Below are 23,858 nucleotides of genomic sequence, written 5' to 3' on the forward strand. Positions count from 1 at the left end.
CACACCTATCCGGGCGTCATACGCTTGCGCTAGTCTCACCTATCATTGCCGTCCTGCCGAGCTTTCCATGCCTGACCTGCTTGACCGTTACCCGCTGACGACGGGCACCTATCACGAATTGCTGGACGACAGCGGTGCGGTGCGCGCGCACTGGCGGCGGCTGTTCGACCAATTGCAGCGCAGTACACCCGCGCAACTGCTCCAGCGCCAGGCGTTGCTGGCCCGGCAGATCCAGGAAAACGGCGTCACCTACAACGTCTATGCGGACCCGAAGGGCGCCGATCGGCCTTGGGAGCTGGATCTGCTGCCCCACGTCATCGATGCCCAGGAATGGAAGCTGCTGTCGGCCGGCATCGCCCAGCGCGCGCGTTTGCTCAATGCGGTACTGGCCGACCTGTACGGACCGCAGCGGCTGATCAGCGAAGGACTGTTGCCGGCGGAGCTGGTGTTCGGCCACAACAATTTCCTCTGGCCTTGCCAAGGCATCACGCCGCCGGATGGCGACTTTCTGCACCTGTATGCCGTGGACCTGGCGCGCACGCCCGATGGTCGCTGGTGGGTGACTGCGGATCGGACCCAAGCGCCTTCCGGGGCCGGTTATGCCTTGGAAAACCGGACGATCGTGTCCCGGGCGTTTCCCGATCTTTATCGCGACCTGAAGGTGCAGCACCTGTCCGGTTTCTTCCGGACCTTGCAAGAGACGCTGGCACGGCAGGCGCCCAGTGACGGCGAGCCGCCGCTGGTGGTGCTGCTGACGCCCGGGCGTTTCAATGAGAGCTATTTCGAGCATCTCTACCTGGCGCGCCAGCTCGGTTACCCATTGGTGGAGGGCGGTGACCTGACCGTCCGGGACGCCACGGTCTACCTCAAGACCCTCAGCGGGTTGCGTCGGGTCCACGCGATCATGCGCCGGCTCGACGATGACTTCTGCGACCCGCTGGAGTTGCGCACCGATTCGGCCCTGGGCGTGCCCGGGTTGTTGGAAGCGGTGCGCCAGGGCCGGGTGCTGGTGGCCAATGCCCTGGGCAGCGGTGTGCTGGAATCGCCAGGGCTCTTGGGGTTCTTGCCGAAGATCAACCAGTATCTGTTCGGCGAAGAACTGATGCTGCCTTCCATCGCCACCTGGTGGTGCGGTGAACCGCCAGTGCTGGCCCAGGCCTTGGAGAAATTACCCCAGCTGTTGATCAAGCCGGCATTTCCCTCCCAGAGTTTCACCCCCGTGTTCGGTCGAGACCTGGACGAGACACAGCGTGCCCAACTGGCGGCACGCATGCAGGCGCGGCCTTATGCCTACGTCGCCCAAGAGCTGGCGCAACTGTCCCAGGCGCCGGTATGGCAGGCCGAGGATGGCCTGATCCAGCCCCGGGCCATCGGCATGCGCGTGTACGCCGTGTCCGGGAAAAACGATTATCGCGTGCTGCGCGGTGGCCTGACCCGCGTGGCCGCCGAGGCCGATGCCGAGGTGGTGTCGATGCAGCGCGGCGGTGCCAGCAAGGACACGTGGGTGCTTGGCGAGCAAGCGCCCGGCGGCGAGCAATGGAAGGCCCAGCGCACCGTCGGCGTTCATGACCTGGTGCGCCGCGATCCGTACTTGCCGTCGCGAGTCGTCGAGAACCTGTTCTGGTTCGGTCGTTATTGCGAGCGCTGCGACGACAGCGCTCGCCTCCTGCGGATCATGCTGGCGCGGTATGTCGACGGTGATGACCCACAGGCGCTGCAATCGGCGGTCTCCCTGGGCGAAAGCCTGATGCTGTTGCCCGAAGAGGGCGAGCTGCCCGAACGCCTGATGGCGGCCATGCTCGGCGATGACTGGTCTTTCAGCCTGCGTTCCAACCTGCAGCGCTTGCAGTGGGCGGCTTCGCAGGTTCGCGGCAAGCTGTCGCGGGAAAACTGGCAGGCGCTGGTGGAGCTGCAGCGCGAAGCCGTGGAACTGGAAACCAGTGAACCGGATTTCGGTGAGTTGCTGGATTTCCTCAATCGCTTGGTGATGTCCCTGGCGGCGTTATCCGGGTTCGCCCTGGACGACATGACCCGCGACGAGGGCTGGCGCTTCCTGATGATCGGCCGGCGCCTGGAGCGCCTGCAGTTTCTCAGCGCCAGCCTGGCGGCGTTCTTGCGGGGCGAAGCGGTGTTCGATCAGGCCGGGCTGGAGTGGCTGCTGGAGTTGGGCAACAGCAGCATCACCTACCGCTCGCGCTACCTGGCGGTGGCGCAGTTGATCCCGGTGCTCGACCTGTTGCTGCTGGACGAACAGAACCCCCATGCGGTGCTCTTCCAATTGAAACTGGTGGCCCGCACCCTCAAGCGCCTGAACGATGATTTTGGCGCGCCCAGGGATACCGCGTTGCCGGAGTTGGTGACGCGCCTGTCGCGCTTCGACCTGCGCTGCCTGGAAAACCCGCTATTCGGCGAAGCCAGCCTGCGCGCGGCACTCGACGGGCTGGCCGAGCTGTTGCAGGAAGTGGCCGATGTCAGCGGCCAGGTTTCCGATCGCCTGGCCTTGCGCCATTTTGCCCACGTCGATGACGTCAGCCAACGCACGGTGTCCGTCTGATGAATGCTCGTTACCAGATCCTCCACGACACCCATTACCACTACGACAGCCCAGTGTCCCTGGCGCAGCAACTGGCCCATCTGTGGCCACGGGCCTGTGATTGGCAGCGTTGCACCGAACAGCAGTTGCTGATCAGTCCGGAGCCGACGACCCGTCGGGATGAGCAGGACGTGTTCGGCAATCCTTTGACCCGCCTGGCCTTCGAGCGGCCTCACGATGAACTGCTGGTCAATGCCCGCCTGAGCGTCGAGGTGCTGGCGCGCCCTGAACTGGATTTCAATCTGTCGCCGGCCTGGGATTCGACCCGTGACGCGTTGACCTATAGCGGCCGACCGCTGACGGCGCGGTTACTGGACGCCTGTCGCTACCGTTTCGAATCGCCCTATGTGCACCTCAAGCGCAGCTTCGTGGAATTCTCGGAAAGCTGTTTTCCGGCGGGACGACCGCTGATGGTCGGGGTCCAGGCATTGATGGAGAAGATTTTCGAAGAGTTCACCTTCGACGCCGAGGCCACCCAGGTCGCGACGCCGTTGGTGGAAGTGCTGGAGCGACGCCGCGGCGTCTGCCAGGACTTCGCCCACCTGATGCTGGCTTGTGTGCGATCCCGCGGATTGGCGGCGCGTTACGTCAGCGGCTATCTGCTGACCCAGCCACCGCCCGGCCAGGCCCGCCTGATAGGCGCCGATGCTTCGCACGCCTGGGTGTCGGTGTTCTGCCCGGTGTTGGGCTGGGTGGACTTCGACCCGACCAACAATGTGCAGCCGGCCCTGGAACACATCACCCTGGCCTGGGGCCGGGATTTTTCCGACGTGTCACCGTTGCGCGGGGTAATCCTGGGGGGCGGTACCCATGATCCCGAAGTGCGGGTGACGGTGATGCCGTTGGAGTCATAAGGGGATTAATTGTGGTTATGTGTCACATGGATGAATGAGGTTTACCCATGTTCCCGGTATCGATCAAAGGTGTGCTGCAATCCCCCGAAGGCCTGGTTGTGCTGATGCTCAACGAGCGGGACGAATGGGAACTGCCCGGCGGGCGGATCGAACTGGGTGAAACGGCGCCGCAATGCCTGGCCCGGGAGATTGCCGAGGAACTGGCGGTCGAGGTCAGCGTGGGAGAGCCACTGGATTCGTATCTGTTCGAGGTGATCCCAGGCAAGCACGTTTTCATCTCCACCTACCGCTGCCAATTGCTGGGCGGTTTCGTGCCGGTGATCAGTCACGAGCACAAGGAGATCGGGATGTTCGAACCGGGGCGATTGCCGGCCAATTTGCCTGAAGGCTATCGCTTGTCGATCGTCAAGGCGTTGGGGATATAGGGGGTTTGCAAGGGCCGGCAGCGAGGCTGCCAGCCCTGGACACAAACCGTTGGACCGGATCGATCATCGGTCCAAGTGGGGATTTCAGGCGTCGGGTGCCTGATCTTTCGGTGCATCGACATCAGCTTCTGCCGCCACGTCGCCTTCGGCATCCGGGTTCAGTGCTGCTTCTTCTGCGCTGGCTTTCTTGCGCTGGAGCTTTTCCTCTTTCTTCTGCTCCTTGGCCAAGTCTCTCTGACGTTTGGCGAAGGAATAATTGGGTTTGGCCATGGGCGATCCTCTGGGGTCGAAGGTGAGGTTTGAGCGGCGCGTATTCTGCCCTGTATCGGGGTCGAGACGTTAGTTGGGTTTTTGTTCGGCCCACTTCGGCTGGATCGATGGCTGCCATTCGTCCAGCGCGTCGAGCAGGTTTTGCGGTGAGTCGCTCACTTGCAGCATGTCACGATGGGGCGCACGGATGAAACCCTCGCCGACGATATGATCCAGAAAGCCGGTGAGCTTGCTGTAGAAGCCGTTCACTTCCAACAGACCCAGCGGTTTGCCGTGGTAGCCGAGCTGGCCCCAGGTCCAGACTTCGAACAGTTCTTCCAAGGTGCCGAGGCCGCCAGGCAGGGCGATGAAGGCGTCGCTGAGTTCGGCCATGCGGGCCTTGCGCGCGTGCATGCCGTCCACCACTTCCAGGCGCGTCAGGCCACTGTGGCCGATTTCCTTGTCCTTCAGGCTCTGCGGGATGATGCCAATCACTTCGCCGCCCGCCGCGAGGGCCGCATCGGCGACGATACCCATCAGGCCCACCGCGCCACCGCCATAGACCAGGGTCAGCTTTCGTTCCGCCAACACCCGCCCCAGGGCCTGGGCGGCTTCGCGATAAGCTGGGTGGCTGCCGGTGCTGGCGCCGCAAAATACACAAACAGAGGCGATGGACATGCTTTACTCCATGGTCGGTAACCGGTCCAGAGTAAAGCCTGCCCGCTAATGCGCAAGGAAATCAAACCTCGCGGCGGGGTTTTTCATAGGTGCCGCTGGCGCCGCAGGCGTAGGCGGCAAGCAAGCTGCACAACAGGCTGTTGAAGTTCATGACGATCGCTCCAGTAGGTGATGGGGCTGATCATAGGGGCGCGTCATACTTATGGCTGGTTGATTCTGTCCATCAGGCTGATAGGCTTAAGTTGTATACAATCTTTGACACAGGTCATAGGAACTTGTCGGAAAATCAGGCAGTCTTCCCCTTTGACGGAATTTTGTTAACCATGCCTTGGAGATTCATGATGTTCGCCAAACTTGTAGCAGTATCCCTGTTGACGCTGGCTAGCAGCCAACTGATGGCAGCGGAGTGCACGACCACCATCGATTCGACCGACCAGATGTCCTTCAGCACCAAGGCCATCGAGATCGACAAGAGCTGCAAGACCTTCACCGTTGAGCTGACTCACTCCGGCAGCTTGCCGAAGAATGTCATGGGCCATAACTGGGTGCTGAGCAAAGAGGCTGACATGCAGCCGATTGCCACCGACGGCCTGGGCGCCGGCATCGACAAGAACTACCTGAAGGAAGGCGATGCCCGCATCATTGCCCACACCAAGATTATCGGTGCCGGCGAGAAAGATTCGGTGACCTTCGACGTGTCGAAACTCAGCGCTTCCGAGAAGTACGGTTTCTTCTGCTCGTTCCCAGGCCACATCTCGATGATGAAAGGCACCGTTACCCTGAAATAATCAAATTTCAGGTACAAAAAAAGCGCCCCCGTGCAGGGCGCTTTTTTATACCTGGTAAATACCCGACCCCTGTGGGAGCGAGCTCGCTCCCACAGGGGACTGCCCACCAAATGGTGGTCAAGGCGCGTACGGCATCACGCGCTTGTGCTCGGTCTTGCGATAGGTGTCGCAAATAATCTTCGCGGCTTCTTCGCGGATCGGTTGGCCGTGCAGGAACGCGTCGATCTCGCCGTAGGTCACGCCATGGGCAGCTTCGTCCGGCTTGCCCGGCGACAAGTCTTCGAGGTCGGCGGTGGGGACTTTTTCCACCAATGATTCCGGTGCGCCAAAGTCGCGGGCAATCGCCCTGACCTGGTTTTTCACCAGCCCGCTCAGCGGGGCCAGGTCGCAGGCGCCGTCACCGAACTTGGTGAAGAAACCCATGACCGCTTCAGCCGCATGGTCGGTGCCGATCACCAGGCCTTGCTCGGCGCCGGCGATGGTGTATTGCGCCACCATGCGCATCCGCGCCTTGGTATTGCCCAGCACGAAATCCCGCGAGCCGGGCCCCTTGCCTTCGAATGCGAGGACTTCCTTGGCCAGCGCCTTGACCGCCGGGCCGATGTTGACCGTGTGGCGCTCATCCGGCTCGATGAAATCGACACAAGCCTGGGCTTCGTGCTCGTCGAACTGCGTTTCATACGGCAGGCGCACGGCGATGAACTTGTACGCCGCGTTGCCGGTTTTCTCCCGCAGCTCACGCACGGCACGTTGGGCCAACAGGCCTGCGGTCAACGAATCAACGCCGCCGCTGATACCCAGCACCAGGCTCTTGAGCCCTGAATTGACGAGGCAATCCTGGATGAAGCTCACCCGACGAGCGACTTCGGCCTTGAGGGCGGCGTCATCGGCGAACGGTGGCTGGACGTTGAGCTGTTCAGCTATCTCACGCTGTACGGCTTGCATGAATTCACTCCTTGCTTGATGTGCCAGTAAGGGCGGCAGGTACTTGGAAAACATGTCGCATATAGGCGACGAAATTCGGGTCCTTGCAGTGGGTCTTGCCGGGCTCGTCTGAAATCTTGGCCACGGGTTGCCCGTCACAGCTGATCATTTTAAGCACGATGCTCATGGGCTCCACGCCTGGAATGTCGCAGGTCAGGTTGGTCCCGATACCGAAGCTCACATTAATGCGACCACGCAACGCCCGAAAAATCTCCAGGCATTTGGGCAATGTCAGGCTGTCGGAGAACACCAGGGTCTTGCTCATCGGGTCGATGCCCAACTGGTGATAGTGGGCGATGGCTTTTTCCGCCCAGATCACCGGGTCGCCCGAGTCATGGCGCAAGCCGTCGAACAGCTTGGCGAAGAACAGATCGAAGTCCTTGAGGAAGGCGTCCATGGTGATGCAATCGGTCAGTGCGATGCCCAGCAGGCCTCGGTATTCGCGGACCCAGCAGTCGAGCGCGGCGATCTGGCTGTCGATCAGCCGAGGGCCCAGTTGCTGATGGGCCATGATCCACTCGTGGGCCATGGTGCCCAGGGGTTTCATGTCCAGCTCCCGGGACAGATGCACGTTGCTGGTGCCGACGAAGCGTCCGGGGAAGTCGTGCTTGAGCACGTTCACCACTTCTTCCTGGGTTCGGTAGGAGAACCGACGGCGGGTACCGAAGTCGGCCACTTGTAGCTCGGATAGTTCATCGGCGCTGGCGTTGGCGCTCAGCCAGTCGAACTTGCGATAAAGCTGTTCCCGCGCCTGCTCCAGCACGATTTCACGGTAGCGATAGCGGTTGCGCACCTCGCTGACGATGGACAGCAATGGCACTTCGAACAGGATCACATGCAACCACGGCCCGCGCAGACGGATGAACAACTCACCGTTTTCGATGCCGGTGTGCACGTAGCGCAGGTTGAAACGAAACAGGCCCAGGAAACGCAGGAAATCCGGTTTCATGAAGCTGATGCGCTCCAGGAAGCTCAACTGGTCTGCGCTCAGGCTCAGCTCGGCCAGGCGCTCGATCTGGAAGCGGATCTCCGCCAGGTACGGACGCAGGTCCTCGCTGTTACGGCAACGAAACTCCCATTCCACTTCGACGTTAGGGTAGTTATGCAGCACCGCCTGCATCATCGTCAGTTTGTAGAAGTCGGTGTCGAGCAGGTTCTGCACGATGCGATCGGCAAACACGCTCTCGCTCATAACGGCAATCTCCAGACAAGTAGCTGCGGCGGCAGCGGCACGGCAGTTCATGGTGAAAGGGCTAGTGGCGCATAACCCTCATAGGTATTGCCAGTGTTTTTTTGTGGCGAGGCGTCTATTGCGATGCATCAGCATTGTCGATCTGCTCAAGCATCCACTCCACAAAAAGCCGCACCTTGGGCACCTCCGCCGAATGTTCCGGATACGCCAGGTAATAGGCGTTGGTGCTGGGCATCGCATGTTGCCAGGGGATGACCAGTTTTCCGTCGGCCAGTTCTTCCTCCACCAGGAACCTCGGCAGCAACGCAACGCCGCAGCCGACCTGGGCGGCGCGGATGCACATGTAAAAGGTTTCGAAGCGCGGCCCATGGTAGCTGTGTTCGGTGTGGTAGCCCTGGTCATCGAACCAGTCGTGCCAGGCCTGGGGTCGCGAGGCGTTTTGCAACAGGACCAGGTCGGCCAGTTGCGTAGGATCGGTGAAAGGCTGCTCCGGCAGGCTGCCCGGTGCGCAGACGGGCACCAGTTCTTCGCCGAACAGCTTCAAGGACTCAGTCCCGGGCCGTGAGGCCTGGCCGAAATAGAACGCCAGGTCGCTGCGCCCCTGCTGCAAGTCGTCGGCCTCCTGCTCGCTGCAGAGATCCAAGTGAATGCTCGGATGACGCAGGCGCCAACCCTTGAGGCGAGGGACCAGCCAGCGGGCTCCAAATGTCGGCGGCGTGGAGACTCGTAGTACTTCGGTGTCGCCTCCGTAGGATCGCAAGTAATGAGTCGACATCTCCACTTGGGTGAGGATTTTTCGTACTTCGCCCAAATACAGATCCCCAGCAGGCGTCAGCTGCAAGCGTCGACGCACGCGCCGGAACAGCAGGTGCTGCAGTAGCTCTTCCAGCTGCGCGACCTGTTTGCTGACGGCGCTCTGGGTCAAGTTCAGCTCTTCGGCGGCGCGGGTGAAGCTCAGGTGGCGGGTCACTGCTTCGAAGCACTGCAATGCTGTAATCGACGGCAAATAACGTTTATTGAGCATGACGGGGCCTTGGTTCTGGTCGCTCTGCTTGTCCCGTGATCAGGTCAGCATGAATAAACGGAATGATATCTCGCTTAAAGGTCGTTTGTTGGCAAGTCTCGGGCCAGCTACAACTACAGGTCTGATCAGCCGTGTTCATCCGGCTGCCAACCCATTGTCTTTCGCTTGAGGAATTTCCCCATGATTGCTGCATTGCTTGATCGTCTCGGCGTCGTCCCGGCCCTGTACCAGAACGGCACACAGCCTGTGCATTCGCCCATCGATGGCAGTCGCATCGGTGCGGTGAGCTGGGAAGGCGCTGCTGAAGTCGAGCAGCAGGTCAGTCGGGCCGAGCATGCGTTCGACCTGTGGCGCAAGGTGCCGGCGCCCCGTCGTGGCGAGTTGGTGCGCCAGTTCGGCGACCTGCTGCGTGAATACAAGGCCGACCTCGGCGAGCTGGTGTCGTGGGAAGCGGGCAAGATCACCCAAGAAGGCCTGGGCGAAGTGCAGGAGATGATCGACATCTGCGATTTCGCCGTCGGCCTGTCGCGCCAGTTATACGGCCTGACCATCGCGTCCGAACGTCCTGGGCATCACATGCGTGAAACCTGGCACCCGTTGGGCGTGGTCGGTGTGATCAGCGCCTTCAACTTCCCTGTGGCGGTCTGGGCCTGGAACACCACGCTGGCCCTGGTCTGCGGCAACTCGGTGATCTGGAAGCCTTCGGAAAAGACGCCGCTGACCGCCCTGGCGTGCCAGGCGCTGTTCGAGCGCGTGCTGAACAATTTCAGTGATGCGCCGCCGTACCTGAGCCAAGTGATCATCGGCGGCCGCGATGCCGGCGAAGCCTTGGTCGACGACCCGCGCGTGGCGTTGATCAGCGCCACCGGCAGTACTCGCATGGGGCGCGAAGTAGCGCCGAAAGTCGCGGCGCGTTTCGCCCGCAGCATTCTCGAGCTGGGCGGTAACAACGCCATGATCCTGGCCCCGAGCGCTGACCTGGACATGGCCGTGCGCGCCATCCTGTTCAGCGCCGTCGGCACTGCCGGGCAGCGTTGCACCACTTTGCGCCGGCTGATCGCCCATGAGTCGGTGAAGGAAGAAATCGTTACCCGCCTCAAGGCCGCCTATTCGAAAGTGCGCATCGGTCATCCACTGGAAGGCAACCTGGTGGGGCCGCTGATCGACAAGCAAAGTTTCGAGAACATGCAGGACGCGCTGGAGCAGGCCCTGAGCGAAGGCGGGCGGGTATTTGGTGGCAAGCGCCAGCTCGAAGACCAGTTCCCGAATGCCTATTACGTCTCGCCCGCCATCGTCGAGATGCCGGAGCAGAGCGACGTGGTGCGCCACGAAACCTTCGCGCCGATCCTTTATGTGGTCGGCTACAAGGATTTCGCCGAAGCGCTGCACCTGAACAACTCCGTGCCCCAAGGCCTGTCGTCATGCATCTTCACCACCGACGTGCGTGAAGCCGAGCAGTTCATGTCTGCGGTGGGCAGTGACTGCGGCATCGCCAACGTCAACATCGGCCCGAGCGGCGCGGAAATCGGCGGCGCCTTCGGTGGCGAAAAGGAAACCGGCGGCGGTCGCGAATCCGGCTCCGATGCATGGCGCGGCTACATGCGCCGCCAGACCAACACCGTGAACTACTCGCTGGAATTGCCGTTGGCGCAGGGGATTACGTTCGACTGAGAACCAGTCAACGAAGTGTGTCCCTGTGGGAGCGAGCTTGCTCGCGATAGCGGTGTGCCAGTCGCTTCTGATGTGACTGATCTGCCACCATCGCGAGCAAGCTCGCTCCCACAATGAGATATGTGCAGTGGTTGGGTTTCATTTCGGAGTCTGGCAATGCCGTTACGCGAAGAATGTCTGTGGGAAAAACTGACGCCACAAAGGCCTGAAAACGCTGCGCTCACCGGCGAGGTCACGGTGGATGTCTGCATCATCGGCGCCGGCTTCACCGGGCTGTCGGCGGCGGTGCATTTGCTGGAGCAGGGCAAGCGTGTCGCGGTGGTGGAGGCGCATCGGGCCGGGCACGGTGGGTCGGGGCGCAACGTCGGGCTGGTGAACGCCGGGATGTGGATCCCGCCGGACGACATTGAAGCCGGGTTCGGCGAGGCGGTGGGCAGCCAACTCAACCGTATGCTGGGCGCCGCGCCGGCGTTGGTTTTCAGCCTCGTCGACAAGTACGACATCGATTGCCAACTGCGCCGCGAAGGCACCTTGCACATGGCCCATAACGCCCGGGGCGAGGCGGACCTGCGCAGCCGCGAGGAACAGTGGAAACGCCGTGGCGCCCCGGTTGAATTGCTCACGGGTCAAGCCTGTGCCGATGCCACCGGCACCGACAAGATCGCCGCCGCGCTGCTTGACCGACGGGCCGGCACGCTCAATCCGATGGCCTATGCCAGTGGATTGGCCAAGGCTGCCAAGGATCATGGCGCCCAGATGTTCGATCACTCGCCTGTCACGCGGCTGGAACGCCAAGGCCAACGCTGGTCGGTGCAGACCGCCGAGGGTTCGGTGCTGGCCGAGCAAGTCGTGGTCGCCTCCAACGCCTACACCGAGGGCGACTGGACCGAACTGCGGCGTAACTTCTTCCCCGGCTATTACTACCAGGTTGCCTCGGTGCCGCTGGACGACGAGGCCGCCCGCCGCATCCTGCCGGGCGGGCAGGGCTCCTGGGACACCCGCCAGGTGTTGAGCAGCATTCGCCGGGACAAGGACGGTCGTTTGCTGCTGGGCAGCCTGGGCAACGGCAATCGCAAGCCCACCTGGTTCCTCAAGGCTTGGGCCGATCGGGTGCAGCAGCACTATTTTCCTTATCTCAAGTCGGTGGAGTGGGAATGCACCTGGACCGGTTGCATTGCCTTTACCCCCGATCACCTGATGCGCCTGTTCGAGCCGGCGCCCGGCCTAGTGGCCGTTACTGGCTACAACGGCCGGGGGGTGACCACCGGCACCGTGGTCGGCAAGGCCTTTGCCGATTACCTGTGCCATGGCGACGCCAAGGCCTTGCCGATTCCCTTCGCGCCCATGCAGCCTTTGGTCGGGGTTGGCTTGCGCAGTTGCCTCTATGAGGCCGGCTTTTCGCTGTATCACGCGGGCCAGTGCTTGCGGATCGTCATCTGATTGTTGAAAAGTGTTACGGTCTGCGGCGTTTTCCCGCCCAGCGTCTAGCCTGTTATGGTGCGGGTTGTAGCAGCCCTGCACCGACAGTGTGCAGTTCGGTGACGCCGGTTGTTACACAGTGGTTGCACGCCGTTTCGCGCAGCGGTTGCAATGATGGCTCATGGAGGGTTTCACCTACTTGTAAATAAGGTTGCACCTCGTGCGGTTTAGACGGTTGCACGCCCTGTGAAAAAGGGCCCGAAACAGTCGAAATAACAATAAAGCAGCGACTTTTTTCAGAATAAAAAACCGATGGCACGGCCCTTGCTCTGAGCTTTTCAGTGAAGTGAAGTCGCAGTGCCAACTAAAAAAAACCTTGGAGCACCACCTCATGTCCCAGACGTTTTACAAGAAAGGTTTCCTGGCCCTCGCAGTGGCAACTGCGCTGGGTGTTTCTGCGTTTGCTCAAGCTGATGTGAAATTGGGTGTGGCGGGGCCGATGACCGGTGCCAACGCTGCGTTTGGCGAGCAGTACATGAAAGGTGCGCAGGCAGCGGCCGATGTCATCAACAAAGCGGGCGGCATCAACGGTGAGAAGATTGTACTGGTTGCCGGTGACGACGCCTGCGAACCCAAGCAGGCCGTGGCCGTGGCCAACCGCCTGGTTGACCAGGACAAGGTAATCGGTGTGGTTGGGCATTTCTGCTCGTCCAACACCATCCCGGCCTCCGAGGTCTATGACGAAGCCGGCATCATTGCCATGACCCCCGGTTCGACCAACCCGGCCGTGACCGAGCGTGGCCTGAGCGCGATGTTCCGCATGTGCGGTCGTGACGACCAGCAAGGCATCGTGGCTGGCGACTACATCGTCGACGTGCTCAAGGGCAAGAAAGTCGTCGTGCTGCACGACAAGGACACCTACGGCCAAGGCCTGGCGGATGCCACCAAGGCGCAGTTGGCCAAGCGTGGCGTGACCCCGGTGCTGTACGAAGGCCTGACTCGTGGCGAGAAAGACTTCAGCGCAGTGGTCACCAAGATCCGTTCGGCTGGTGCCGACGTGGTCTACTTCGGCGGCCTGCATCCGGAAGCCGGCCCGCTGGTTCGCCAGTTGCGCGAGCAAGGCCTCAAGGACGTGAAGTTCATGTCCGATGACGGCATCGTCACCGACGAACTGGTCACCACCGCTGGCGGCGCGCAATACGTCGATGGCGTGTACATGACCTTCGGCGCCGACCCACGCCTGCTGCCGGACAGCAAGGCTGTGGTGGACGCGTTCCGTGCCCAGGGCGTCGAGCCTGAAGGCTACACCCTGTACGCCTACGCGTCGGTCCAGGCCCTGGCCGCCGGCTTCAACGGCGCCAAGTCCAACAAGGGCGAAGACGCTGCCAAGTGGCTGAAAGCCAACCCGGTGAAAACCGTCATGGGCGAAAAAACCTGGGATGCCAAGGGCGACCTGAAAGTCTCCGACTACGTGGTCTACCAGTGGGACAAGGAAGGCAAATACCACCAGTTGGAAAAACAGAAGTAAGGGCTGAAGCGACCGTCCAAGCCCCTCTGGAGGCCGGGCATTTCCCGGTTTCCCAGGGGCGCGTGCCGGTCGCGCCTGACATTGCTCCGACGTAAATCTGTATTTTCCTTAGAAGAACCGCGCGCCCTTGGGTGTGCAGGTTCTCACTGCGTGAGATTGCGTTATGGATGGTATTTTCCTGCAGCAACTGATCAATGGCCTGACCCTCGGGTCGGTCTATGGTCTGATCGCCATCGGCTACACAATGGTCTACGGCATCATCGGCATGATCAACTTCGCCCACGGCGAGGTTTACATGATTTCCGCTTACCTCGCGGCAATCAGTCTGGCTCTGCTGGCTTACTTCGGTATTGAATCCTTTCCGCTAATGATCCTCGGCACCCTCGTGTTCACGGTCGTGGTCACCGGGGTATACGGCTGGGTCATCGAACGCGTCGCCTACAAACCCCTGCGCAACTCAACCCGCCTGGCACCGCTGATCAGCGCCATCGGCATCTCGCTGATCCTGCAGAACTACGCACAGATCAGCCAGGGCGCCCGCCAGCAGGGTGTACCAACGCTGCTTGAAGGCGCCATGCGCGTCGACATCGGCAGCGGTTTCGTACAGCTCACCTACACCAAGATCTTCATCCTGGTCGCCGCATTCGCCGGCATGGCGCTGCTGACCTACATCATCAAGTACACCAAGCTCGGCCGCATGTGCCGCGCCACCCAGCAAGACCGCAAGATGGCCTCGATCCTGGGGATCAACACCGACCGGGTGATTTCCTACGTGTTCATCATCGGTGCAGCCATGGCGGCCCTCGCCGGTGTGCTGATCACCATGAACTACGGCACGTTCGACTTCTATGCCGGTTTCATCATTGGCATCAAGGCGTTCACCGCGGCGGTACTCGGCGGCATCGGCTCCCTGCCTGGGGCGATGCTCGGCGGGATCATCCTCGGGATCTCCGAGTCGCTGTTCGCCGGTCTGATCAACTCCGACTACAAAGACGTGTTCAGTTTCTCGCTGCTGGTGCTGATTCTGATTTTCCGTCCCCAAGGCCTGTTGGGTCGCCCACTCGTGGCGAAGGTGTAAGTATGTCTGCTGCCAATAAACCGCTTGATATCAAAAAGAGTGTCATCGACGCGATCCTGGCCGGCTTGATCTCGCTGATCGTGTTCGGGCCGATCGTCGGCGTCGTGCTCGACGGCTACAGTTTCAACCTGCAACCGGCCCGCGTGGGCTGGCTGGTGGCGATCGTGATGGTCGGGCGCTTTGCCCTGAGCCTGTTCCTGCAGACCCCCAAGGGACTGAAGATTCTCCAGGGGTTCGAGAGCACCGGATCCGGCGTGCATGTGCTGCCACCGGACTACAAGTCGCGGCTGCGCTGGATCATCCCGGCGCTCATCGTGATTGCCATCGTGTTTCCGTTCTTCGCCAACAAGTACGTGCTCACGGTGGTCATCCTCGGACTGATCTACGTGCTGCTCGGCCTGGGCTTGAACATCGTGGTCGGCCTGGCCGGGCTGCTCGACCTGGGTTATGTGGCGTTCTATGCCATCGGTGCCTATGGTCTTGCGCTGGGCTACCAATACCTGGGCCTGGGTTTCTGGACCGTATTGCCATTGGCGGCCATCGCAGCGGCGATGGCCGGGTGCATATTGGGCTTCCCGGTGTTGCGAATGCACGGTGACTACCTGGCCATCGTGACCCTGGGCTTCGGCGAGATCATCCGGCTGGTGCTGAACAACTGGCTGTCGTTCACCGGCGGGCCGAATGGCATGCCGGTGCCTTCGCCAACATTCATGGGCCTGGAATTCGGCAGGCGCGCGAAGGACGGCGGGGTGCCGTTCCATGAGTTCTTCGGCCTCGACTACAACCCCAACATCAAATTCCTGTTCATCTACATTGTGCTGTTCATCACCGTGCTGCTGGTGCTCTATATCAAGCATCGCCTTACTCGCATGCCGGTCGGTCGCGCCTGGGAAGCCTTGCGCGAAGATGAGATCGCCTGCCGCTCCATGGGCCTGAACCATGTGCTGGTCAAGCTCTCGGCCTTTACCATCGGCGCGTCCACGGCTGGCCTGGCCGGGGTGTTCTTCGCCAGTTACCAGGGCTTCGTCAACCCGTCTTCGTTCACCTTCTTCGAGTCGGCGTTGATCTTGGCGATCGTGGTGCTGGGCGGCATGGGCTCGACGGTCGGCGTGGTGATTGCCGCGTTTGTGCTCACCGTGGCACCGGAGCTTTTGCGCAGCTTCTCTGAATACCGGGTGCTGTTGTTCGGCGTGTTGATGGTGTTGATGATGATCTGGCGCCCACGCGGCTTGATCCGTATCAGCCGTACCGGTGTGACGCCGCGCAAGGGGGTAGCGCCATGAGCGAAGTCGTACTCAAAGTTGAAAACCTGATGATGCAGTTCGGTGGCATCAAGGCCCTCAGCGATGTCAGCCTGCAGGTCAAGCGCAACTCGATCTTCGCCCTGATCGGCCCCAACGGCGCGGGCAAGACCACGGTGTTCAACTGCCTGACCGGTTTCTACAAGGCCTCGGGCGGCAAGATCGAGCTCAACGTGCGTGGCGAACAGACCAACGTGATCAAGCTGCTGGGCGAAGCGTTTCGCCCGACCGACTTCGTCTCGCCGAGGTCCTTTGCCAGCCGGCTGTACTACAAAATGTTCGGTGGCACCCACCTGGTGAATCGCGCCGGTTTGGCGCGCACCTTCCAGAACATTCGCCTGTTCAAGGAAATGTCGGTGCTGGAGAACTTGCTGGTGGCCCAGCACATGTGGGTCAACCGCAGCCTGGTGGCGGGCATCCTCAATACCAAGGGCTACCGCAAGGCGGAAAGCGATGCCCTCGACCATGCCTTCTATTGGTTGGAGGTGGTGGACCTGGTGGATTGCGCCAACCGCTTGGCCGGGGAGCTTTCCTACGGTCAGCAACGCCGTCTGGAAATCGCCCGGGCGATGTGCACCCGTCCGCAGATCATCTGCCTCGACGAACCAGCGGCTGGCCTCAACCCTCAGGAAACCGAAGCGCTGAGCGCGATGATCCGGCTGCTGCGCGACGAGCATGATCTGACCGTGGTGCTGATCGAACACGACATGGGCATGGTAATGAGCATTTCCGACCACATCGTGGTGCTGGACCACGGCAACGTGATCGCCGAGGGCGGTCCCGAGGCGATTCGCAACGATCCGAAGGTGATCGCGGCTTACCTGGGTGCCGATGAAGAGGAACTGGTATGAGTGGACCTATCCTCGAACTCAAGGAGCTGGACGTGTTCTACGGGCCGATCCAGGCCCTGAAGAAAGTCTCGATGCACATCGGCGAAGGCGAAACCGTGAGCCTGATCGGCTCCAACGGGGCCGGCAAGTCCACGCTGTTGATGTCGATCTTCGGCCAGCCGCGGGCGGCGAGCGGGCAGATCATCTACCAGGGCGTGGACATTACCCACAAGTCGTCGCACTACATCGCCTCCAACGGCATCGCGCAATCACCGGAAGGGCGGCGGGTATTCCCGGACATGACCGTCGAGGAAAACCTGCTGATGGGCACCATTCCCATCGGTGACAAATACGCCAGCGAAGACATGCAGCGCATGTTTGAACTGTTTCCACGGCTCAAGGAACGGCGCAACCAGCGGGCTATGACCATGTCCGGCGGCGAGCAACAGATGCTCGCCATTGCCCGGGCGTTGATGAGCCGGCCCAAGTTGTTGCTGCTCGACGAGCCGAGCCTGGGGTTGGCGCCGATCGTGGTGAAGCAGATCTTCGCCACCCTGCGTGAACTGGCGTCCACCGGGATGACTATCTTCCTGGTGGAGCAGAACGCCAACCATGCGCTCAAGTTGTCGGATCGGGCCTATGTGATGGTCAACGGCGAAATCCGCCTGACCGGCACCGGCAAGGAACTGCTGGCCAACGAAGAGGTGCGTAACGCGTATCTGGGCGGGCATTAGGACGGTTGAAGCAATAAAAAAACCGGCGAGTGAATCGCCGGTTTTTTTATCCCTCCCAAACACCACCAACCCTCTGTGGGAGCGAGCTTGCTCGCGATAGCGGCGGTTCAGTCAACGTCAATGTCGGCTGACCTACCGCCATCGCGAGCAAGCTCGCTCCCACAGGGAATTTATACAGTTCTTAGAATTGTGGACAACAATCCCAGCCCCCTGCGAAACCGCGACATAAAGTCGCCGCAAATAGTTGTTTTGTCACGGTTTTGACTTGTCCCCGTTTGCTGTGGAGCTGGCTGTGAATAACGTGGGAGTAGCTGGCTGGAGGCCTTTGAATACGTGGCTTTCAAGGCTGTGATCGTTTTTTGATCAGGTGTTTTTGGTCAAGCGAGAGTAGCTGTTGTCAACAGTTTTATGAGCAGGGAAATGGGATTGAAAGTCTGTGGGCAGGGCTGTGGATAAGTCTGTGATTAAACTCTGGAAAGACCTCGCTGAGTGCCGTCTTTACTGGCTTGGAGCCATCTAGCATTGAGCGCAGGCTTATAGCAGATAACTCGTGCCGCACAACCTTACTTGCCAGGTCAAGCGAAAAAACTTTCCAAAACCGCCGCAAAGCCTTATGCACAGCGGCTTCCAGCATTTGCAGTTGCCCCCGATTACTGTGGACGTGCCTGTGGATAACGTGCGGGCAATCCGCTGCGGCCCTTGCTGGGCAAGGCCTGGCCCTGGTTGATCGTTTTTTGAACAGCAAGGCGCTAAAGCGATTGATCAAGCCTTGCCCCTGGCGGGCCAGGCCGGGCATGCTGTGGGCCGATTTCCATTCAATGGCTGTTTGAAGCCCAAGCAAGGAGAACACGATGTCTGACACCCTGTTTATCACTGGCGCGACGTCCGGTTTTGGTGAGGCCTGTGCCCGTCGTTTTGCCGAGGCGGGTTGGAAGCTGGTGCTGACCGGCCGTCGTGAAGAGCGCCTCGATGCCCTCTGTGCCGAGCTGTCGAAGCAGACCGAAGTCCATGGCCTGGTATTGGATGTGCGGGATCGCAAGGCCATGGAAGAGGCCATCGCCAACCTGCCGCCATCCTTCGCCAAACTGCGCGGGCTGATCAACAATGCGGGCCTGGCCTTGGGCGTCGACCCGGCGCCCAAGTGCGACCTCGACGATTGGGACACCATGGTCGATACCAACGTCAAAGGCCTGATCTACAGCACGCGCCTGCTGCTGCCGCGCCTGATCGCCCATGGCCGTGGGGCCGGGATCGTCAATCTGGGCTCCATTGCCGGCAACTACCCGTATCCGGGCAGCCACGTGTACGGCGCGAGCAAGGCGTTCGTCAAGCAGTTCTCTCTCAACCTGCGCTGCGATTTGCAGGGCACGGGCGTGCGGGTGAGCAACATCGAGCCGGGCCTGTGCGAGAGTGAGTTTTCCCTGGTGCGCTTTGGCGGCGACCAGGAGCGCTACAACGCGACTTACGCGGGCGCGGAGCCGATCCAGCCACAGGACATCGCCGATACGATTTTCTGGGTACTCAACACGCCGGCGCACATCAACATCAACAGCCTGGAGCTGATGCCGGTGAGCCAGACCTGGGCCGGGTTCGCCATTGAGCGCAACAAGGCCTGACCGCTGACGTACCTGAGCTGGAAATCATGAGCTGTTGTGGCGAGGGAGCTTGCTCCCGCTCGGCTGCGAAGCAGTCGTAAGCTTTTTGGGGCCGCCACGCGGCCCAGCGGGAGCAAGCTCCCTCGCCACGGAACGTGTTACGCCAGGTAGTCGGCCAGGCCGCGATAGCAGGTCAGAAGATGATAGGGGGTGGTCGAAGGCATGTCCCGGCGACTGACATTGCCATCGGCGTCGAGGCATTCATTCCAGCCACGGGGATGCAGGAAATGCTGCTGCAACGCTTGCAGCTGTCGCAGCAAGGCGCTGTCGCTCCCCGAACGCAACGTCAATGCCCGCAGGTATTCCGCCTGGGCCCAGATGCGTTGAGTGGCGTCGCGTGGGGTTGTCTGCGGCGCCAGGCCCAGCATCGCACAGACGGCGCCGCAATCCGGATCGACACCTTGTTCTTCAGTAAGGCTGAAGCTGAACTCCAGCGCCGCGTGCAGTTTGCCGCCGCGCAACAAGGGCGATGACGCCAGCAGGAAATACCATTCGAACTGGTGGCCCGGCTCGAACCAGTTATCCACAGCCTTGAGCGGTTTTTCCATCATGACCTTCTGCCCGGGGTCCACGAACTGCCTGGACATGGCGTCACACAGGTTCAGCAAGGCTTGGCGGACATGGGCGTCGTCGCGCACCGAAAGGACCGCAAGGAAGCCTTCAGCCAAGTGCATCAGCGGATTCTGCAGGGGGCCGGATTGGCAGGTCGACCAGTCTCGTCCAAGGCTGGCTTCGTACAGGCCGTCGCCAGTGGCGAAACGTCGGGTGATCACTTCCAGCGCGGCGTTCAACGTCGATTCCACCAACGGCTCGCGAACCTTGCCCCAGTAGTGGGCGCAGGCGAACAGGATGAATGCGTGGGTGTAGAGGTCTTTGCCGGTGTCCAGCGGCGCACCTTGCGGGTCGATGCTGTAGAACCAGCCGCCATGCTCGGCATCGTGGAAATGTCGCTGCAGCGAGCGGAACAGTGCGCTTGCCCGTTCCTCGGCCCGTGGCACTTCGCCAATCAGGCTGGCGAACACATACAACTGCCGCGCACAGGCCATGGCGCGGTAGCGCTGGGGCGGTAGCGGCGCGCGTTCCGCATCGAGGGATTCATAGGGCAACGCCAGTTCGGCATTCCAGCCCGGGCCTTGCCACATTGGCACGATCACGTCGTGAAAATGCTGGCGCACCGTGGTGAACAAGGTGGTCAGTTCAGGCAAAGAGGCGGAGCGGGAAGCATCGGGCATTGGCGGACGTCGTCACAGCGGGGGCGAATGCGCGACATGGTAGCAGAGTGACCGACTCCAGAGAGCTGACGCCTGTAAGTCCGTCATCGCGAGCAAGCTCGCTCCCACAGGGTGGGGCGCACACCGATCAATGTGTGGGAGCGAGCTTGCTCGCGATGAGGGCCGGCTGGGCGCTAGAGAATCAACCCGCCAGCAACCAGACCCCAGTCGCCGCCGAAGCCGCCCCGGCCAACCGCACCAAGGGCGCCGCCGCGCGTGGCAGCAGCCGCACCAACGCAAAGCCGGCGCCATGCAGCGCCGCTGTCGCTGCGACAAACCCGATGGCGTAGGCCCAAGGACTCGACATGTCCGGCAATTCCAAGCCATGGGCCACGCCGTGGAACAGCGCAAACAGCGCCGTCGCGCCGACCGCCAGGCTCAACGGTGGGCGCACCACCAGCGCCACCGCCAGACCCAAGGCGAGAACGGAGCCGGCGATGCCGCTTTCCAGCGCTGGCAGGTCCAGGCCCTCGAAGCCCAGCAGGCCGCCAAGCAGCATCGTGCCGACGAAGGTGCACGGCAGCGCCCAGCGCGCGGCGCCTTGTTGTTGTGCAGCCCACAAGCCGACCGCGAGCATCGCCAGCAAATGGTCGAGCCCGCCGATAGGGTGGCCGAGGCCGGCAATCAGGCCATTGTCGCCATGACCGGGGTGGGCGAAGGCCAGGGCCGGGGTGAGCAGTAGCGCGAGCGCGCCGAAGAGGCGTTTGAATGTCATGAATGAGCTTCCTTGTTATCCGTTGGAAAAAATCAGGCTGCGGTCAGCAGGCCCTGGCGTTCGATGAAGGCAATGATGTCGTCCAGGCCCTGGCCGGTCTTCTGGTTGCTGAACACGAACGGCTTGCCGTTGCGCATCCGCCGGGTGTCGCTGTCCATCATCTCCAGGGACGCCCCCACCAGCGGTGCCAGGTCGATCTTGTTGATCACCAGCAGGTCGGACTTGCAGATGCCTGGCCCGCCCTTGCGTGGCAGCTTGTCGCCGGCCGAGACGTCGATCACATAGATCGTCAGGTCGGACAGCTCGGGGCTGAAGGTTGCCGACAGGTTGTCGCCACCGGATTCCACCAGGATCAGGTCCAGGCCGGGGAAGCGCCGGTTCAACTGGTCCACCGCTTCCAGGTTGATCGAAGCGTCTTCGCGAATCGCCGTGTGCGGGCAGCCGCCGGTTTCCACGCCGATGATCCGCTCCGGCGCCAAGGCTTCGTTGCGCACCAGGAAGTCGGCGTCTTCACGGGTATAGATGTCGTTGGTCACCACCGCCAGGTTGTAGCGTTCCCGCAGGGCCAGGCACAGGGCCAGGGTCAACGCGGTCTTGCCGGAGCCCACTGGGCCGCCGATACCTACGCGCAAGGGTTGTGTATTCATGTGTGTCTCCTAGGAACGGAACAGGCGGCTGTACTGGCGCTCATGGGCCATGCACGCCAGGGACAGGCCAAACGCGGCGCTGCCGTAATGGTCGGGGTCGATAGTCGAGGCGATGTGCTGGGCTTGTTGCAGCAGCGGCAGCAGTTCGCTGGTCAGGCGCTGGGCGGCTTGCTGGCCCAGGGGCAGGGTTTTCATCAGCACCGCCAGTTGGTTTTCCAGCCAGCTCCACAGCCAGGCGGCAAGGGCGTCTTCTGGCGTGATATTCCAGGCGCGGGCCGCCAGTGCCCAGCCCAGGGCCAGGTGTGGTTCGCTGCGCTGCTCGAGAAAATCGCGTGCCGCACTGTCGAGTTCCGGCAGGCCCGCAAGCAATTGCTGCAACGAGTAGCCCATCTGCCGGCTTTCCTGGTACAGCTCGCGGGTTTCCCGGCTGGCACGGTGCTGTTCACAAAGTCCTAGCAGCGCGTCCCAATTGTTCGCCGCGGCTGCGGTGCAATGGGCCAGGAGCAAGGGCGCTTCAAACCGCGCGAGGTTCAGCAGCATCTGGTCACTTATCCAGCGGCGTGCGTCGTCGGGCGTCTTGATCAGGCCGTTATCCACCGCCATTTCCAGCCCTTGGGAATAGCTGTAGCCGCCAATTGGCAATTGTGGGCTGGCCAGGCGCAGCAGCGCCCAGGCCGGGTTCATGTGCGCACGCCAAATTGATGCAGGCGCGGCGCGTAGTTGAAGTCCTCGTCGCCGTGCCGGGAATGATGATGGCCGCCGCCATAGGCGCCGTGTTCCGGCTGGAACGGGGCCTCGATGGATTCAACGGTGGCGCCCAGTTGTTCGAGCATCGCCTTGAGCACGTAATCATCCAACAGGCGCAGCCAGCCATCGCCCACTTGCAGGGCGACATGGCGATTGCCCAAGTGGTAGGCCGCCCGGGTCAGTTCGAATGCGTTGGCGCAGGTGACATGCAGCAACTGCTCGGGGCGAGCGCAGACCCGCACGATGCGCCCATCCTCGGCTTGCAGGTACTCGCCGTCATGCAGCGGCGGTTGGCCTCGCTCGAGAAACAGCCCGACGTCTTCTCCCTCGGCACTGAAACAGCGCAGGCGGCTTTTACTGCGGGCATCGAAGGTCAGGTGCAACTCGGCGTCCCAGCCCGGTTGAATGTCGATTCTGCGGTGAATCACCAGCATTGGAGTGCTTCCAGCCATGAACAATGCTGTGTTTAGAGCAAGGGGCTTGCCAATAGAAGGGGATGTAGGAAATGGCTGGCGTGGCGTTTCCAAGATGGCTTGGCTGGTGAGTCATCATGGTGCGCTTCGTGATGTTGAGCACCATTTTGCGGCGCTCACAAAGAAACTTGTGGGAGCGAGCTTGCTCGCGATTGCGCCGTATCAGTCACCTTCAATGCTGCTGACAAACCGCAATCGCGAGCAAGCTCGCTCCCACATTGGCCGCATCCGGGTTACTCAGTGCTACCCAATCCGCGCCAGTGCTTCAAGCCTATGAAGATGAACCGCAGTTGCTGGGTAATCTTCGCCTGGGGCGTGAGGTGTTCGGGAAGTGCTTCGGCGGGCGGGTCGATGATGTCCGGCAGGGTGGCGAAAACGCTTTTCACGATGAGATCGGCCATCACGTTCAGGCCGGCAAGGTCCAGGTGCTGCAGTTTCGGCATCAGCGCCAGGTCGGCGGCCAGGTCCGAACTGATGTCCTCGCGCAGTCTCGCGATGGCTTGGCGCACTGGCAGTGAACCGCCATATTGCTCGCGGGCCAGGAACAGGAACTGCGAGCGGTTGGCGTGGACCACGTCGAGGAAAATCCGCACGGAGGCATCAATGATGCCGCCCATGACAAATTCATTGTGGCGTACCAGTCGGATGGTTTCGCGGAACGTCTGGCCGACTTCACAGACGAGCGCCAGGCCCAGTTGGTCCATGTCGTCGAAATGCCGGTAGAAGCCGGTGGGCACGATGCCCGCGGTCTTGGCGACTTCGCGCAGGCTCAGGCTGCCGAAGCCCCTGCCGCACTCCATCAAATGACGGGCTGCATCCATCAGGGCGTTTCGGGTTTGTTGTTTCTGTTCGGCGCGAGGCAGCATTGCAGGACTGACTTCCGAGTCATGGGACCGATGCACTCTAGCAAATAGGCTTTGGCGTCGTCGAACGGTAGGGCGGGGCCGGGCGGGAAACGAGGCGCTTTAAAAGTCAAAAGCCCGATTCGAGAAATCGGGCTTT

General features: G+C 61.5%; 23 protein-coding genes. 12 read left to right on the forward strand and 11 right to left on the reverse strand.

Going from position 1 to position 23,858, the window contains the following annotated elements; all coding sequences use genetic code 11:
- Positions 1–67: 67 nt before the first annotated feature.
- From KSS97_RS03935 to KSS97_RS03945, 3 genes are read left to right on the forward strand one after another with little or no spacing between them, the layout of a single operon-like run.
- Positions 68–2,554, forward strand: a complete 2,487-nt coding sequence (locus KSS97_RS03935) for a circularly permuted type 2 ATP-grasp protein (protein ID WP_030140147.1) — start codon at positions 68–70, stop codon at positions 2,552–2,554.
- Positions 2,554–3,447, forward strand: a complete 894-nt coding sequence (locus tag KSS97_RS03940; protein ID WP_030140146.1) for a transglutaminase family protein — start codon at positions 2,554–2,556, stop codon at positions 3,445–3,447. Before KSS97_RS03935 ends, KSS97_RS03940 begins: the two co-directional genes overlap by 1 nt.
- 47 nt (positions 3,448–3,494) lie before the next feature.
- Positions 3,495–3,872, forward strand: a complete 378-nt coding sequence (locus KSS97_RS03945) for an NUDIX hydrolase (RefSeq protein WP_030140145.1) — start codon at positions 3,495–3,497, stop codon at positions 3,870–3,872.
- Between the two features lie 84 nt (positions 3,873–3,956).
- Here KSS97_RS03945 and KSS97_RS03950 read toward each other — a convergent pair whose 3' ends face one another.
- Positions 3,957–4,142, reverse strand: coding sequence for a hypothetical protein (locus tag KSS97_RS03950; protein ID WP_198797208.1), 186 nt, complete (start codon positions 4,140–4,142; stop codon positions 3,957–3,959).
- Between the two features lie 69 nt (positions 4,143–4,211).
- Complete coding sequence (locus tag KSS97_RS03955; protein WP_217861127.1) at positions 4,212–4,799, reverse strand: cytokinin riboside 5'-monophosphate phosphoribohydrolase; 588 nt, start codon at positions 4,797–4,799, stop codon at positions 4,212–4,214.
- A 341-nt stretch (positions 4,800–5,140) separates the two neighbouring features.
- On the opposite strand from KSS97_RS03955, the gene azu reads away from it, so the two are divergent.
- A complete protein-coding gene (gene azu, locus KSS97_RS03960) occupies positions 5,141–5,587 on the forward strand; it encodes an azurin (RefSeq protein WP_030140142.1) in 447 nt (148 codons plus the stop codon).
- A 117-nt stretch (positions 5,588–5,704) separates the two neighbouring features.
- Here azu and nadE read toward each other — a convergent pair whose 3' ends face one another.
- From nadE to KSS97_RS03975, 3 genes are all read right to left on the reverse strand, one after another.
- Positions 5,705–6,532 carry an NAD(+) synthase gene (nadE, locus tag KSS97_RS03965; protein ID WP_030140141.1) on the reverse strand — a complete coding sequence of 276 codons (828 nt, stop codon included), beginning with the start codon at positions 6,530–6,532 and terminating at the stop codon, positions 5,705–5,707.
- Between the two features lie 4 nt (positions 6,533–6,536).
- A complete protein-coding gene (gene pncB / locus KSS97_RS03970; protein ID WP_030140140.1) occupies positions 6,537–7,763 on the reverse strand; it encodes a nicotinate phosphoribosyltransferase in 1,227 nt (408 codons plus the stop codon).
- A 115-nt stretch (positions 7,764–7,878) separates the two neighbouring features.
- Positions 7,879–8,787 carry a LysR family transcriptional regulator gene (locus tag KSS97_RS03975; protein WP_030140139.1) on the reverse strand — a complete coding sequence of 303 codons (909 nt, stop codon included), beginning with the start codon at positions 8,785–8,787 and terminating at the stop codon, positions 7,879–7,881.
- Positions 8,788–8,967: 180 nt separating this feature from the next.
- Here KSS97_RS03975 and amaB point away from each other — a divergent pair, with 180 nt between their 5' ends.
- The 8 genes from amaB (at position 8,968) to KSS97_RS04015 (ending at position 18,964) form a co-directional block, all read left to right on the forward strand.
- Positions 8,968–10,458, forward strand: coding sequence for an L-piperidine-6-carboxylate dehydrogenase (gene amaB, locus KSS97_RS03980; RefSeq protein WP_217861128.1), 1,491 nt, complete (start codon positions 8,968–8,970; stop codon positions 10,456–10,458).
- A gap of 156 nt (positions 10,459–10,614) precedes the next feature.
- Positions 10,615–11,898, forward strand: coding sequence for an L-pipecolate oxidase (gene amaA, locus KSS97_RS03985; RefSeq protein WP_030140137.1), 1,284 nt, complete (start codon positions 10,615–10,617; stop codon positions 11,896–11,898).
- A gap of 370 nt (positions 11,899–12,268) precedes the next feature.
- Positions 12,269–13,405, forward strand: a complete 1,137-nt coding sequence (locus KSS97_RS03990; RefSeq protein WP_030140136.1) for a branched-chain amino acid ABC transporter substrate-binding protein — start codon at positions 12,269–12,271, stop codon at positions 13,403–13,405.
- A gap of 163 nt (positions 13,406–13,568) precedes the next feature.
- The gene (locus tag KSS97_RS03995; protein ID WP_030140135.1) at positions 13,569–14,483 is read left to right on the forward strand and encodes an ABC transporter permease subunit; all 915 of its coding nucleotides are present in this window, start codon (positions 13,569–13,571) and stop codon (positions 14,481–14,483) included.
- 2 nt (positions 14,484–14,485) lie between these two features.
- Positions 14,486–15,766: a high-affinity branched-chain amino acid ABC transporter permease LivM gene (gene livM, locus KSS97_RS04000; RefSeq protein WP_030140134.1), complete on the forward strand. Its 1,281-nt coding sequence runs from the start codon at positions 14,486–14,488 to the stop codon at positions 15,764–15,766.
- Complete coding sequence (locus KSS97_RS04005) at positions 15,763–16,635, forward strand: ABC transporter ATP-binding protein (RefSeq protein ID WP_030140133.1); 873 nt, start codon at positions 15,763–15,765, stop codon at positions 16,633–16,635. The genes livM and KSS97_RS04005 overlap by 4 nt, the downstream gene beginning before the upstream one ends.
- Entirely contained in the window at positions 16,632–17,348 is a 717-nt protein-coding gene (locus KSS97_RS04010; protein WP_217861129.1) for an ABC transporter ATP-binding protein, read from the forward strand. The genes KSS97_RS04005 and KSS97_RS04010 overlap by 4 nt, the downstream gene beginning before the upstream one ends.
- 851 nt (positions 17,349–18,199) lie before the next feature.
- A complete protein-coding gene (locus tag KSS97_RS04015) occupies positions 18,200–18,964 on the forward strand; it encodes an SDR family oxidoreductase (protein WP_030140131.1) in 765 nt (254 codons plus the stop codon).
- A 137-nt stretch (positions 18,965–19,101) separates the two neighbouring features.
- Here KSS97_RS04015 and KSS97_RS04020 read toward each other — a convergent pair whose 3' ends face one another.
- The 6 genes from KSS97_RS04020 to KSS97_RS04045 all read right to left on the reverse strand — a co-directional run bounded on the left by KSS97_RS04020 (position 19,102) and on the right by KSS97_RS04045 (position 23,722).
- Positions 19,102–20,235: an AGE family epimerase/isomerase gene (locus tag KSS97_RS04020; protein ID WP_198797204.1), complete on the reverse strand. Its 1,134-nt coding sequence runs from the start codon at positions 20,233–20,235 to the stop codon at positions 19,102–19,104.
- A gap of 181 nt (positions 20,236–20,416) precedes the next feature.
- A complete protein-coding gene (locus KSS97_RS04025) occupies positions 20,417–20,989 on the reverse strand; it encodes a HupE/UreJ family protein (RefSeq protein WP_198797203.1) in 573 nt (190 codons plus the stop codon).
- Positions 20,990–21,021: 32 nt separating this feature from the next.
- Positions 21,022–21,636: an urease accessory protein UreG gene (gene ureG, locus KSS97_RS04030; RefSeq protein ID WP_003197309.1), complete on the reverse strand. Its 615-nt coding sequence runs from the start codon at positions 21,634–21,636 to the stop codon at positions 21,022–21,024.
- Between the two features lie 9 nt (positions 21,637–21,645).
- Entirely contained in the window at positions 21,646–22,320 is a 675-nt protein-coding gene (locus KSS97_RS04035) for an urease accessory protein UreF (RefSeq protein WP_030140128.1), read from the reverse strand.
- Complete coding sequence (gene ureE / locus KSS97_RS04040; protein ID WP_030140127.1) at positions 22,317–22,817, reverse strand: urease accessory protein UreE; 501 nt, start codon at positions 22,815–22,817, stop codon at positions 22,317–22,319. Before ureE ends, KSS97_RS04035 begins: the two co-directional genes overlap by 4 nt.
- A 272-nt stretch (positions 22,818–23,089) precedes the next feature.
- On the reverse strand, positions 23,090–23,722 hold the full coding sequence (locus KSS97_RS04045) for a TetR family transcriptional regulator (protein WP_030140126.1): 633 nt from the start codon (positions 23,720–23,722) through the stop codon (positions 23,090–23,092).
- Between the last annotated feature and the right edge of the window lie 136 nt (positions 23,723–23,858).

Source organism: Pseudomonas alvandae, from assembly GCF_019141525.1.
GTDB lineage: Bacteria > Pseudomonadota > Gammaproteobacteria > Pseudomonadales > Pseudomonadaceae > Aquipseudomonas > Aquipseudomonas alvandae.